The 13,051-nt window shown below is 67.7% G+C and carries 13 protein-coding genes; 6 read left to right on the forward strand and 7 right to left on the reverse strand.

Annotated features, from left to right (window positions below):
* Nucleotides 1-67 precede the first annotated feature (67 nt).
* Together EJ913_RS09890 and EJ913_RS09895 are read right to left on the reverse strand one after the other, a co-directional pair.
* Nucleotides 68-907 (reverse strand): 23S rRNA (adenine(2030)-N(6))-methyltransferase RlmJ, encoded by an 840-nt coding sequence (locus EJ913_RS09890; RefSeq protein ID WP_126997273.1) that lies wholly within the window; start codon nt 905-907, stop codon nt 68-70.
* Nucleotides 908-993: 86 nt separating this feature from the next.
* A complete protein-coding gene (locus EJ913_RS09895) occupies nt 994-1,584 on the reverse strand; it encodes a transglycosylase SLT domain-containing protein (protein WP_238520592.1) in 591 nt (196 codons plus the stop codon).
* A 638-nt stretch (nt 1,585-2,222) separates the two neighbouring features.
* On the opposite strand from EJ913_RS09895, the gene EJ913_RS09900 reads away from it, so the two are divergent.
* Nucleotides 2,223-3,581, forward strand: a complete 1,359-nt coding sequence (locus EJ913_RS09900) for a tetratricopeptide repeat protein (RefSeq protein WP_244939310.1) — start codon at nt 2,223-2,225, stop codon at nt 3,579-3,581.
* Here the strand turns inward: EJ913_RS09900 and EJ913_RS09905 are convergent.
* Nucleotides 3,569-5,041: a metallophosphoesterase family protein gene (locus tag EJ913_RS09905; protein ID WP_126997277.1), complete on the reverse strand. Its 1,473-nt coding sequence runs from the start codon at nt 5,039-5,041 to the stop codon at nt 3,569-3,571. The two genes, EJ913_RS09900 and EJ913_RS09905, sit on opposite strands and share 13 nt — an antisense overlap.
* A gap of 193 nt (nt 5,042-5,234) precedes the next feature.
* Nucleotides 5,235-5,459 (reverse strand): anti-sigma factor family protein, encoded by a 225-nt coding sequence (locus tag EJ913_RS09910; protein ID WP_126997279.1) that lies wholly within the window; start codon nt 5,457-5,459, stop codon nt 5,235-5,237.
* A gap of 348 nt (nt 5,460-5,807) precedes the next feature.
* Between EJ913_RS09910 and EJ913_RS09915 the strand changes: the two genes are divergently transcribed.
* Nucleotides 5,808-6,668, forward strand: a complete 861-nt coding sequence (locus EJ913_RS09915; protein ID WP_126997281.1) for an SDR family oxidoreductase — start codon at nt 5,808-5,810, stop codon at nt 6,666-6,668.
* 72 nt (nt 6,669-6,740) lie between these two features.
* On the opposite strand, the gene EJ913_RS09920 is transcribed toward EJ913_RS09915, so the two are convergent.
* Nucleotides 6,741-7,214: a sigma-70 family RNA polymerase sigma factor gene (locus EJ913_RS09920; protein WP_126997283.1), complete on the reverse strand. Its 474-nt coding sequence runs from the start codon at nt 7,212-7,214 to the stop codon at nt 6,741-6,743.
* Nucleotides 7,215-7,659: 445 nt separating this feature from the next.
* The gene (locus EJ913_RS09925) at nt 7,660-8,100 is read right to left on the reverse strand and encodes a GNAT family N-acetyltransferase (RefSeq protein WP_185909736.1); all 441 of its coding nucleotides are present in this window, start codon (nt 8,098-8,100) and stop codon (nt 7,660-7,662) included.
* A 248-nt stretch (nt 8,101-8,348) separates the two neighbouring features.
* Between EJ913_RS09925 and EJ913_RS09930 the strand changes: the two genes are divergently transcribed.
* The 4 genes from EJ913_RS09930 (at nt 8,349) to moaE (ending at nt 12,383) form a co-directional block, all read left to right on the forward strand.
* Nucleotides 8,349-10,847 (forward strand): glycogen/starch/alpha-glucan phosphorylase, encoded by a 2,499-nt coding sequence (locus EJ913_RS09930; protein WP_126997287.1) that lies wholly within the window; start codon nt 8,349-8,351, stop codon nt 10,845-10,847.
* Between the two features lie 95 nt (nt 10,848-10,942).
* Nucleotides 10,943-11,569 carry an HAD hydrolase-like protein gene (locus EJ913_RS09935; protein WP_126997290.1) on the forward strand — a complete coding sequence of 209 codons (627 nt, stop codon included), beginning with the start codon at nt 10,943-10,945 and terminating at the stop codon, nt 11,567-11,569.
* 108 nt (nt 11,570-11,677) lie between these two features.
* Nucleotides 11,678-11,929, forward strand: a complete 252-nt coding sequence (gene moaD, locus EJ913_RS09940; RefSeq protein ID WP_126997292.1) for a molybdopterin converting factor subunit 1 — start codon at nt 11,678-11,680, stop codon at nt 11,927-11,929.
* A 1-nt stretch (nt 11,930) separates the two neighbouring features.
* Nucleotides 11,931-12,383, forward strand: coding sequence for a molybdopterin synthase catalytic subunit MoaE (gene moaE, locus EJ913_RS09945; RefSeq protein ID WP_126997294.1), 453 nt, complete (start codon nt 11,931-11,933; stop codon nt 12,381-12,383).
* A gap of 20 nt (nt 12,384-12,403) precedes the next feature.
* Here the strand turns inward: moaE and EJ913_RS09950 are convergent, their stop codons facing one another.
* The gene (locus EJ913_RS09950; RefSeq protein WP_126997296.1) at nt 12,404-12,979 is read right to left on the reverse strand and encodes a YqgE/AlgH family protein; all 576 of its coding nucleotides are present in this window, start codon (nt 12,977-12,979) and stop codon (nt 12,404-12,406) included.
* Between the last annotated feature and the right edge of the window lie 72 nt (nt 12,980-13,051).

Raw genomic sequence — 13,051 nt, forward strand, 5'->3', positions numbered from 1 at the left:
AAAGCTCCATCCTGAACTTGCCCCCGGCCCGCGAGGACCGGGGGATTTTATTGTCCGGGGTGCCGGCTCAGCGTTCCGGCGTCAACCAACTGACGGCGCTGCCGCCGCCGGTCGTGGCCAAGGCGTCGTGCAGGGCGGGCAGCAGTTCGCGCAGGCGGTCGTCCAGCGTCCAAGGCGGGTTGACGATCAACAGCCCCGACCCGTTGAGGCGCAGATGCGTGTCCTCCGGATGCCACGTCAGTTCGGCGATCAGCACCTTCGGGATGCCGGTCTTCTCCACCGCGTCCTGGAAGCGCCAGACGGCGGCGCGCTCCTTGATCGGGTACCACAGGGCGTAGACCCCGGTCGGCCAGCGGCGGTGCGCGGCGGCCAAGCCCTCGGCCAGGCGGGCGAACTCGTCGGGCTGCTCGAAGGGTGGATCGATCAGCACCAGCCCGCGCTTTTCCTTGGGCGGCAGATGCGCCTTCAGGGCAAGGTAGGCGTCGCTCTGGTGGACGGCGACGTTGCGGTCACCGGCGAACTCGGCCTTCAGGGTGCGGGCGTCGTCGGGATGAAGCTCGACCAGCACCAGCCGGTCCTGCTCGCGCAGCGCGGCGCGGGCGAGGCGGGGCGATCCGGGATACCAGCGCAGCCGTCCATCGGGATTCAGCCCCTCCACGGCGCCGAGATAGGGCGCCAGCGACGGGTGGGGCGGCGGGGCGCCGAACAGGCGGCCGATGCCGTCCTCGCACTCCAGCGTCTTCTGCGCCGGTTCCGACAGGAGGTCGTAGCAGCCGATGCCGGCGTGGGTGTCGAGCACGCAGAACGGCGCGGGCTTGGCGCGCAGATGATCGAGGATCAGCGCCAGGACGGCGTGCTTCATCACGTCGGCCGGGTTGCCGGCGTGAAAGATGTGGCGGTAGTTCATGACGGGGGATTTACCCGATCACGCACGGCCGCGCCAGTTCCGTATGGAGGAGGTGGAAGGACGCGCGGGCGGCGCGCGTCGGAAGCTCAGTTGATCGAGGCGACCTGCTGCGCGTTGCGGAAGCTGCGGCGGGTCTTGGGGGCGACGCTGACGGGATCGGTGTCCTCGCAGCGCGAGGAGGCCAGAAGCTTGGCGCTTTGCGGATCCAGACCGTTCAGGTTCTGCCAGATTTTGCAGACATAGGCTTGGGAGCGATGGACGGAGCCGCCGTTGTAGCGGGCCAGGGCCGTTTTCCAGTTGCCTTCCTCGCCATGGAAACGGACGAGAAGCTGGCCGGCGTAAAAGACGTTGTCGCGGGGCTGGACGATCTTCTCGACCGGTTGGAACTGTCCCCGGTGCGACGCCAGCGAGAGCTGCATGCAGCCGACGTAGGTGTTGGAACGAAGCTGTCCGCGATGGTCCCGAAGGTGCTTGGCGGCGTCGCCGACGCTGCGGGCGAAATAGGGACGGCCTTGAAGGCTCATCGCGAAGGGGTGGGGGGCGCCGTCCTGACCGCTTTCGGCCAGCGCGATCGCGACCAGCATGCCGGAAGGGATGTTGAGCTTCTGCTCGGCTTCCACCGCGTGGGTCACGCAGCTTTCTTGTGCCAAGGCCGGCGTCGCTGCCAGCGGGGCCATCAAGAGTCCGGCAGCCAGTGCGACCTTGCCACCCAATGTGGCACGTACGCCCTGTTTTCGTCCTCGCATATCCGACCTCCTCTGTCTGGTGCCCCGCCTTGGACGGTGGCTGTTGACCCCCCGCGCGGGGCCTTTCTTCCGATCGCCGAGTCGCTTACGGCGACCGCCTCCTAACCTGGGTTCGACGCCTCCCAATCGGGCGCCGAGGGGACATTTCCAAAAATTTGATCCATCGTCAACCCAATTACGCCCTGGTAATACCACACCCTTCCTTCGCCGAATGTCACAGAGGGGTGCGGGACGGGGGTGTTATGCCCTTCGATCCGGGTCATAAGCCTTTGAATCAGACTGAAACTGTACGGAGGATCCAGTCCCTGCCGAACGGTTGGGCGAGACCCTACGAAAAAAGGGCTACTGCGACCGCGTGTCGCCGGAATCACACGCCGCAATCATTTTGGGGACCCCCTTGCGCGGTGCAGCATGATCGGGCAATAAGCTGTGCCGCCCCCTGATTCGCCGGCGGCCCCGCGAAGCCCGGAAGCAACGCCCGGAACCGGGGCGACCGGCCGTGTCGCGGCGGGCCTCCTTCAAGGCCGCTGCCGCTTCCCCATCGCATCCACCGCCCAAGGATTCCGCCCGTGTCATCGGAACCGGTCGCCGGCCCCGCCGCCGACATCGACAGCCTGTTTCAACGCGGCTACGACCGGCTCTACGCCGACGATGCGGCGGGAGCCGCCCGCGCCTTCGCCATGGCGGTCAGCGTCGATCCCGGCCATGGCGAGGCCTGGGCCGCGCTGGCCGAGGCGAGCGGCTCCACCGGGGCCGCCGCCCGCGCCTACGCCTACGCCCATGCGGTCGCGGTCGATCCGGAGGTCTGGATGTGGCGAGCGGGGTTGGCCGAGGCATTGCGGCTTGCCGGTTCCCTGGACGATTCCATCGCCGCCTACCGGGCCTTGAGCGCGGAGCGCGCCGATTCGGCCAGCGTCCGCCTCGGTCACGCCCGCGCGTTGAACGCCGCCGGGCGCTCCGAGGAGGCGCTGGACGAATACCGGGAGGCCGTGGCCCTGCGCCCCGACGACGCGGAGGCCGCGCTGGAGTTGGCCGAGGCGCTGACCGGCTGCGGCGATGCCCTCGCGGCGGTGGAACTGCTGCAACCGCTGTCCCGCCGCGCGCCCGACGACGCGGGGCTGCACCACGCGATCGGCCGCGCCTGGATCGCCCTGCGCGAACCGGAGAAGGCGCTGGCCGCCCTGCGCCGAACCCGCGCCCTCGACCCGGACGACCGGCTGGGCGCTGCCGCCCTGATCGCGGCGCTGGAGGCGGGGGAGGGCAGCGACCTGTCGGCCGCCTATGTCCGCGCCCTGTTCGACCGTTACGCCGACCGATTCGACCAGGATCTGCTGGGCAAGCTCGGCTACGCCGCCCCGGAACTGCTGCGCGCGGCGGTCGATCGGGTGATCGGCCAAGAGAACGGCCAGGGGAACGGTGCGGTGGCGGGGCTGCGGGTGTTCGATCTCGGTTGCGGAACCGGGTTGGCCGGAATCGGATTCCGGCCGCTCGCCGGATTCCTCGCCGGAGTCGACCTGTCGCCGCGCATGGTCGAGAAGGCACGGGGGCGGGCGCTCTACGACGACCTGCGGGTCGGCGACGTGGTGGCGGCGCTGGACGAGGTGCCGGACTGCTGGGATCTGCTGGTGGCCGCCGACGTGCTGGTCTATCTCGGCGATCTGGCCCCGGTGTTCGCCGCCTCGGCCAAGGCGCTGGTGCCCGGCGGCCGCTTCGCGGCGACGGTGGAACGGTCGGCGGAGGATGGCTTCACCCTCGGCCCGACCCGCCGCTACGCCCATGCGGAAGCCTATGTCCGCGCGACGGCGGAGGACGCCGGTCTGACGATCCGCCTGATGGAGTCCTGCACACCCCGCCGCGAAAAGGGCGTCGGCGTTCCGGGCCTGTTGTTCGTCGTCGAGCGCCCGTCGGCTCCCCCTCAGATCGCCTGAGCGTAGCGGGTCTCGTCCCCCTCGGCGGTCCAGCGGGCGTGCAACTGTCCCTTGCCGTCGAAGGCCAGCGACAGCCAGCCGCGCTTGCCGATGGTCCGCCGGCCGTTTTCCGGGAAGAGCGGCGTGTCCAGGCTGTGGCCGGGCAGGGGGCTTTCCCCCCGCGCCGCCAGACGCTCCATCGCCTCCGCCACCCAGCGCGTGGGCGGCGGCGCGGCCAGCGTCGGCCCCAGCAACTGCCACAGCTCCACCCCGCCGCCACGCAGCACCATGCGCCCCCCCAAGCCGCCACCGCCCGACAGCGCGGTGATCCGGCAGCCGGTGCGGCGGGAGAAGCCGGTCAGCAACTCCATCAGCCGCTCCCATTCCGCGCGGTGGCCGGGGCTGCGCCACTGGTCGGCCATCCGTCGCGCCTGCCCGGCCATTCCCGGCAACCAGGAGGTCAGCCGTCCCATCCCGCCGCCGGCCGGGAAAAGCAACGGCGTTCCCGTCATCAGGATCAGGTGGCGGCAATCCTGGAAGCGGTCGAGCCAGTCCGGCAGCATCGTCCAGATCCGCTCGGACAGCATGCGGCTCCGCGTGCGCTCCGTGCGCGTGTCGAGGGCCAGCAATCCCGTCTCGCCCATCGGGAAGCCCTGCGTGACGGTGAGTCGAGCGGGGTCCCAGGCGCAATCGGGCGGGGACTCGGCCACCGCGCCCAATTGAAACAAGGACAAATTGCGCCGCGCCGTCATACCGATGCCGCGCATGACTTTGGATAGCGCCTCGGCGTCCGGCAGGTTTCCCCACCGTGCGAGGAGGTCGGCGTCGTCCCACAGCATGACCGATGGAACGCTCGCCAAAGCCTGCGCCACGGCCGGTCGGCTCCACTGATGCAAGGTGCGGTCGAATCCGGCGCTCATCAGTTCCTCGGCCATGGCGGGCGAGAAGGGCTGGGAGGCCCGCGACCGTTCCGATTGTCCGCGCCACGCGGCGAATTGGGGCGATGCCGCGGCCACCGCGTTGCCGTCGATCTGACCGCCGCCGTGAAGAAGCAGGTGATGACGTTCGGTGGCGTGCCGCGCCAGCAACTCCGGCCACAGCCCGCCGAGCGCGGTCCCGTCGGCCGATTCCATGGTCGGCCCAATCGTTCCGCCTCCGCAAACGAAGGCGAGGCGCGGGCGTGAAAAACGACCCGGAACAACCATGCTCCAGGACGGACCGTCAGGAAAACCGTAGCTGACGTCGGTGTCCTGCACGCCGCGCGGGACCGCGAAATCAAACCGCCAGACATGGCGGTGGCGCCAGACCGTCAGATGCCGGGGAGGAACGGGGAGGGTCACCCCATCGACCCGCAGGTCGTCCGGCTCGACCTCGCCATCGAGAACGAACAAAGCGGACAACCACCAGCGGTCGCGCTGTTCGCCACGGAAATAGAGAATGGGGCCGAGCAGGATGCTCGGTTCGGCCCGTCTGCGCGCCATGCCCGTCCGTCTCACCCGGTTCCGGTCGAGCCCAACGCCGACCGGGTCGCCTGGATCCGATAGCGGAACGCGCAGGCCAACGCATGCGAAAAAGCCGTCGTCAGCGAAAGGACGGCCACAAAAAAGGCGGCCAGGGCCGAGCCGGTCGCCTCACCCTTCCGTTTCCACGCGGTGTGGAGCGGGCCGTGACCGGTCAAAAGCTCCGCTTGCGCAGCAGGTCGAGCATGCGCGAGGGCACCTCTTCCTCCAGCACGGGGTCGTAGAGCCGGTGGAGCTCGTCGACGTGCTGGCGGTGCAGCGACAGCAGCGCCTTGGCATCGGCGTCGCTTTCCACCGCGTCTTCGAACTCCCGGCGCTCCTGGTCGTCCAGGGCGCCGTCCAGATAGGCGTTTATATGGGTCATCGTCACACGCTTCATGTCTGTCGTTCCCGGAGGGTCGCCGGGGATCAAGCCCAGGGACGAAAACAAACCGTGACACGTTCGGCAGTCTAGCATCCAACACAGGCCGGTGAAACGGTGCCTACCTCATCTTATGGGGAGCGTCGACCACCCTGCCAGTCGGCCGAAAGGCGCGGTCCGCGCTCCCGTTTCAACAAATAGGCCCGGTACCTTCATACTCCCGTCTGTCTCACGCCGAAGTAACAGCGTCGCGAGAGGGTTGTTCCGAACTGTTTCTTTGCGGAACGCACGGTTTTCGCGGCTGTTGTGGCGGGGACACAGCCCTACCGGGGCCGCTCTTCCGGACCACCGCAAAAGGAGAAGGCCATGGCCGAGCAGGAGAGCCTCCAACCTCCGCAGCATCAGGACACCCGTCCCGGCCGGCAGGAACCGATGGTTCCGCAGCCGTCCGAAACCCGTCCCGGCTACCATGGCAGCGGCAAGCTGCGCGGCAAGGTGGCGCTGATCACCGGCGGCGACAGCGGGATCGGCCGCGCCGTTGCCGTGCTGTACGCGCGCGAGGGTGCCAAGATCGGCATTTCCTACCTCAACGAGGACAAGGACGCCGAGGAGACCCGCCGTCTGGTCGCCGCCGAGGGGCAACCCTGCACGGTTGTTCGCGGCGACATCGGCCAGGAGGACATCTGCCGCCAAGCCGTGGCCCGGATGATCGAGGAGCATGGACGACTCGACATCCTGGTCAACAACGCCGCCGAGCAGCACCCGCAGGAGTCCATCGAGGACATCACGGCCGAGCAGTTGGAAAGAACCTTCCGCACCAACCTCTTCGCACAGTTCTTTCTGGTGAAGGCGGCACTGCCGCATCTGGGGGAGGGCGCCTGCATCGTCAACACGGCGTCGGTGACCGCCTACAAGGGCAGTCCGAAGCTGCTGGACTATTCGGCCACCAAGGGCGCCATCGTCGCTTTCACGCGCTCGCTGGCGATGGCGCTGTCGGAGCGGGGGATCCGCGTCAACGCCGTGGCGCCCGGTCCGATCTGGACCCCGCTCATCCCCTCCACCTTCACCGCCGAGGAGGTCGAAACCTTTGGCGGCAACGTGCCCATGAAGCGCGTCGGCCAGCCCGACGAGGTGGCCCCGGCCTTCGTTTTTCTGGCGTCGGAGGACTCTTCCTATATGTCGGGGCAGGTGCTGCACCCGAACGGCGGCACGGTCGTGAACGGGTGACGACGGTCGGCCCAACGGCGAAAAGCCCCTTCTCCCGTGCGGGAGAGGGGCTTTGCCCTTGCCGGACCGCCGTTACGCGGCCATCAGGTTGTTCAGCCGCTCGCGGGCGCGGCACAAGCGGGAGCGGATCGTTCCGATGGAGACGTTCAGCGTTTCCGCCGCCTCCTGGTAGGGGCGGCCCTCGATGGCGACCAGCTTCACCACCTTGCGCTGGCTGGGGGTCAGGGCGGAGAAGGCGCGGTCCACGTCGCGGAACACCAGCCGCGACATCTGCGCGGCCTCGACCGACATGGCGCCGTCCCACAGCTCCACCTTGGTGACGTGGCGGTCGCGTTGCAGGTTGTTGAAGTGGAGGTTCTTCAGCATGGTCGTCAGCCACGCCTGCATGTTGGTGCCGGGTTCGAAACGATGCTGCCGCGACAGGGCGCGTGCCAGGCAATCCTGCATCAGGTCCTCGGCGGCGCTGGCGTCGCGGGTCAGTTTGCACGCGTAGCGTTGCAGGTTGGGCATGCAGCGGATCAGATCGGATTCGAACGAGTACGCCATGTCGTTAATTCCTCCACGGTTTGTGCCGCGTCCTGTCTTTTGCGCGTGCGGGGCTGCCGAGCGGGCGGCGCCCCGGACAGGGACGAGTTTCCCCATTCGGCGCGGACGGTGCGGCCGGTCGGAACGGGGCGGGTGGTGTCGGTTCGGTGACGGCGGTTTAGAAGGCCAAGCCTGGGCCGGAGCAGCGCGCGGAACGAACGTTCGTCATAGGTCCCCCATCGCTCTGGAAGGGAAGCCGTGCTGCCGGCGGATCCACCGGCCGGACGCGCTTCCCGTGATGATCGCGTTGGTTAATGAACGCGATCATCACGGGGTTGTTCCCCGGCGCGGACGGAAAGAGTGGCTTCCGTGGAAGGGCGTGGCGATTCCGGTCGCGCTTGCGCTCGCCGGCTTACCTCTATCGTTATGAGTCGCCGTGCCGGAAGCCCGACCGGAACGGGCCGGATCAGGCGGCCAAGGGAGCGGGCGGCAGGAGCTTTTCCAGCCGCAGCGCCGCCATGTCGTCCTCGTAATAGTTGAGGTACACGCCGAACAGCGCGTAACCGGCCCCATTGTAGAGGCCGATGGCGGCGGCGTTGTCGCGCCGCACCTCCAGCCGGATGGAGCCGCAGCCATGGGCCGTCGCCGCGTCCTCCAGCGCCGCCAGCAGCCGGCGCCCGAGTCCCGCGCCGCGATGGTCGGGGTGGAGCGCGAAGGAGGTCAGGCGGCCGATCCGCGTCCGGGCGTGGAAACCGACCACCCCGTAGCCGGCGACCTCCCCATCGACGAGCGCCACCAGAACGACGCCCTTGGCCTGGGAAATCGCATACCGGAAGTTGCGCCGCGTCATCCGGTCGGTCGGGAAGCACAGCTCCTCGATCACCATCAGGACGGGAATGTCGGTCAACACCGCCGGCCGAAACGCAATTTTTGTTGCAGCGCAGTGGACAGGATCGATTTCGTGACGCATCGTTGGGGGTGTCGAAAGCGGAAGGCGCATCCATCTTACTCCCTTCACCCGCAAGGGAAAGCGGCTATGCTCTTCCCCTTGGCAAGTGTTGCTTAACCAGGATCGGCGACACTTCGAACCGTCAGGAGCGGCGCCTTTTGCGAGCCGCTCGCTCCAAGCTGGCCTTCAACGCAGAAAGTCAAGACATGGACGCTCGGTACAAATCCCGTGAAATCGAACGCCGCAGTCTGGATGTCGATGGCCTCAAACGGTCATTCCTGGAATGGCTGGTCTATTCGGTCGGCAAGGACGCCCGTGCCGCGACACGCCGCGACTGGTTCCACACCGTGGCGCTGGCCGTGCGCGACCGCGTCGTCGACCGCTGGATGGACACGACGCGCAGCTATTACCACGAGGATGCCAAGCGCGTTTACTACCTCTCGCTGGAATTCCTGATCGGCCGGCTGCTGACCAACAGCCTCTCCAACCTGGGCATCATCAACGAATGCCGGCAGGCGCTCGACCGGCTGGGCCTGTCGATGGACGACGTCGCCGACTCCGAGCCGGACGCGGCGCTGGGCAACGGCGGCCTCGGCCGTCTGGCCGCCTGCTTCCTCGACAGCATGGCCTCGCAGGGGCTGCCCGGCTACGGCTACGGCATCCGCTACGAGTTCGGCCTGTTCGAGCAGCGCTTCGAGCATGGCTGGCAGGTCGAATACCCGGAGCAGTGGCTGCAATTTGGCAACCCCTGGGAATTCGCCCGGCCGGAGGTGCTGTACCCGGTCCAGTTCTACGGCCGCGTCGAGGAGTTCCGCGACAGCGTCGGCGAGCGCGCCTACCGTTGGGTCGACGCCGACCGCGTGCTGGCGATGGCCTACGACACGCCGGTGGTCGGCTACGGCGGCGACACCATCAACACGCTGCGCCTGTGGTCGGCGCGGGCGACGCGCGACTTCAACTTCGGGCACTTCAACGACGGCGCCTACATGAAGGCGGTCGAACAGAAGATCCTGTCGGAGAATCTCAGCCGCGTCCTCTACCCCAACGACGCGACCGAGACCGGCAAGGAACTCCGCTTCAAGCAGGAGTATTTCTTCACCTCGGCCTCGTTGCAGGACATCCTGCGCCGCTACCTCCAGCACCACACCAGCTTCGACAACCTGCCCAACAAGGCGGCGATCCAGCTCAACGACACCCACCCGGCCATCGGCATCGCCGAGCTGATGCGCCTGCTGGTCGACCAACACGCCCTGCGCTGGGACGCGGCGTGGGAGATCACGCGGGCGACCTTCGCCTACACCAACCACACCCTGCTGCCCGAAGCCCTGGAGGCTTGGCCGGTGCGGATGGTGGAGCGGGTGCTGCCGCGCCACATGCAGATCATCTACGAGATCAACGCCAAGTTCCTGAACCGCTCCAAGGCGCGCGGCACGGGCGACAACGCCAAGCTGTCGCGGCTGTCGCTGATCGACGAGCGCGGCGACCGCCGGGTCCGCATGGGCAACCTGGCCTTCCTCGGTTCCCACAAGGTCAACGGCGTCTCGGCGCTGCACACCGACCTGATGAAGCAGACGGTCTTCGCGGACTTCCACGAGGAATTCCCCGACCGCATCAACAACAAGACCAACGGCATCACCCCGCGTCGCTGGCTGAAGCAGGCCAACCCGGCCCTGTCGGAACTGATCACGTCGCGCATCGGCGAGGGCTGGATCTCCGATCTGGAGCAGATCGGGGCGCTCAAGGAGAAGGCCGACGATCTGGTCTTCCGCGAGGAGTTCCGCCGGGCCAAGCGCAAGAACAAGAAGCGGCTGGCCGCCTACATCGCCCGCCAGACCGGCGACGAGGTGCAGGTCGACAGCATCTTCGACGTGCAGGTCAAGCGCATGCACGAGTACAAGCGCCAACTGCTGAACGTGCTGCACACGGTGGCGCTCTACAACGAGATGCGCGACAACCCGACCGTCTCCTGGGTGCCGGTCACCAAGATCTTCGCCGGCAAGGCGGCGCCCTCCTACCACATGGCCAAGCTGATCATCAAACTGATCAACGACGTGGCCAAGGTGGTGAACCACGACCCCTCGGTCCACGACAACCTGAAGGTCGTCTACCTGCCGAACTACAACGTCACGGCGGCGGAGATCATCATCCCGGCGGCCGACATCTCCGAGCAGATCTCGACCGCCGGCATGGAAGCGTCGGGCACCGGCAACATGAAGCTGGCGCTGAACGGGGCGCTCACCATCGGCACGCTGGACGGCGCCAACGTCGAGATCCGCGAGCATGTCGGCCCCGACAACATCTTCATCTTCGGCATGACCGCCGACGAGGTGAACGATCTGCGGGCGTCCGGCGGCTTCAACCCGCGCGAGGTCATCGCGTCGAATCCCAGCCTCAAGCGGGCGCTCGACATGATCTCGACCGGCGTGTTCTCGCCCGACGACCGCAACCGCTACCACCCGATCCTCCAGGCGCTGACCGACGGCGGCGACCATTTCCTGGTGACGGCGGACTTCGCCGATTACTGCCGGGCGCAGGACGCCGCGATGGAGCTGTACCGCGACTCCGAGGAATGGACCCGCAAGGCGATCCTGAACACCGCGAGCATGGGCTGGTTCTCGTCGGACCGCACGGTCAACGAGTACGCCAAGGAGATCTGGGACGTGCATCCGGTCAAGCCGGTGCATGAAGGGGAAGGCTTCCGGTAACACACGGGAAGCGCCCACTCTTGAGGGGAGGATCGGGGGAAGCCCTGGTCCTCCCCTCTTTCACGGGCGGCGTGGTTTGCGGTACCACTCGCTCCATGCCCTACCGACTCGTCATCTTCGATTTCGACGGCACGCTCGCCGATTCCTTTCCCTGGTTCATCGGCGTCCTCAACGGCGTGGCCGAGCGCTACGGTTTTCATCCGGTCCAGCCGGATGAGTTGGAATTGCTGCGCGGTTACGACGCGCGCCGGATCATGCGGCACCTGCGGGTACCGGGCTGGAAGCTGCCCTTCATCGCCAACCACATGCGCCGGTTGATGGCACGGGACATCGGCGGAATCGCGCCGTTCGACGGGGTGCCGGATCTGCTGCGCGCGCTGAAGGATGGCGGGGTGGCGGTGGCCATCGTCAGTTCCAATTCGGTGGACAACATCCGGCGCATCCTGGGGCCGGAGAACGCCGCGCTGGTCGCGCATTACGCCTGCGGCGCATCGGTGTTCGGCAAGCCCGCCAAGTTCCGCAAGGTCTTGAAGGCGACCGGCCTCGCCATGGATTCGGTCTTCGCCATCGGTGACGAACTGCGCGACATCGAGGCGGCGCGGCGGGTCGGCATCGCCTGCGGCGCCGTCACCTGGGGGTACACGCGGGCGGACGCACTGGCGGCCGGCGGGCCGGATCGGTTGTTCCACCGGGTGGACGAGATCGCCGCCGCAATCCTGTGACCGCTTCGCCTTTTTCTGTCGTCGCGCTCGCAGGCGGGGCGGACTAGAGTGCGATGGGGCTGAACCAACGCAAAACCTTCGGCTCCCGCCTTCCAACGAGGTTTCGTGATGAAAATTCTCTACTTCGCGTGGCTGCGCACCAAGATCGGCGTGCCGACCGAAACGGTGGAGCTTCCCGCCGGGGTCGCGACGGTGGGCGCCCTGGTCGACTGGCTGAAGACGCGGAGCGACCGCCACGCCGACGCGCTGGCCAACAGCAAGGTGGTCAAGGTCGCGGTCAACCAGGAGCACGTCCCCTACGACCATCCCATCGGGCCGGGCGACGAGGTCGCGCTGTTCCCGCCGGTCACGGGGGGATGAGATGACGGTCCGGGTCCAGGCCGAGGATTTCGACGTCGGCGCGGAATACGCGGCGCTGACGGCGGGACGCAGCTCGGTCGGCGGGGTCACGCTGTTCGCCGGTCTGGTGCGCGACATCGCCGGCGGCGAGGCGGTCAGCGCCATGACGCTGGAGCACTACCCCGGCATGACCGAGCGCCAGCTCGAAGCCATCGAGGCGGAGGCGCGCCGGCGCTGGCCGCTCGACGACGTCCTGATCGTCCACCGCTACGGCCGGCTGGAACCGGGCGACCAGATCGTGCTGGTTGCCACCGCCTCGGCGCACCGGGACGCGGCGTTCGAGTCCTGCCGATTCCTGATCGACTGGCTGAAGACCAGGGCGCCCTTCTGGAAACTGGAGGCGACGCCGGAGGGGGAGCGCTGGGTCGAGGCCAAGGGCAGCGACGACGAGGCCGCCGCGCGCTGGGCCGAGTAGCACGCGAACAGAAAGAGGGATCAGGCGTGCCCGGCTTCGCCCGACAGCATGGAGACGCTGACGCCGAGCTTGCCGATGGCGCGCTCCCATTTGGCGTCGAGGTCGGTGTCGAACAGCAGGGCCTCGTCGCAGGGCACGTTCAGCCAGCCGTTCGCCTGGAACTCGGCGTCGAGCTGCCCCGGCCCCCAGCCGGCGTAGCCGAGCAGCAGCAGGTTGCGGCGCGGGCCGCGATCCTCGGAGATGGCGCGCAGGATGTCGATGGTCGCGGTCAGGGCGACCTCGTCGTTCACCACCAGCGTGCCGTCCCGCACGTAGTCGGTCGAGTGCAACACGAAGCCGCGCCCCGATTCCACCGGGCCGCCGTAATGGACCGGCAGGTTGTTGACCGGCTGGGAGACCTCCATCTCCAACTGTTCCAGCAGATCCCCGAAGGTGATCGAGCCGAACAGCCGGTTGATGACCAGCCCCATGGCGCCGTCCTCGCTGTGCGCGCACACATAGATCACGGTGCGCTGGAAACGCGGATCCTCCATGCCGGGCATGGCGATCAGCAATTGGCCGGTCAGCGATTCCGAGGACTTGGTGAGGCGCGGCATGGGCGGGTATCCTTGGTCGTCGGTCGGGGAACGGCTTGGGAGCCATGCCTGTCCGAACGTTCGGTTGTGGTG

Origin of the sequence: Azospirillum doebereinerae (genome assembly GCF_003989665.1) — a bacterium.
Taxonomy (GTDB): Bacteria; Pseudomonadota; Alphaproteobacteria; order Azospirillales; family Azospirillaceae; genus Azospirillum; species Azospirillum doebereinerae.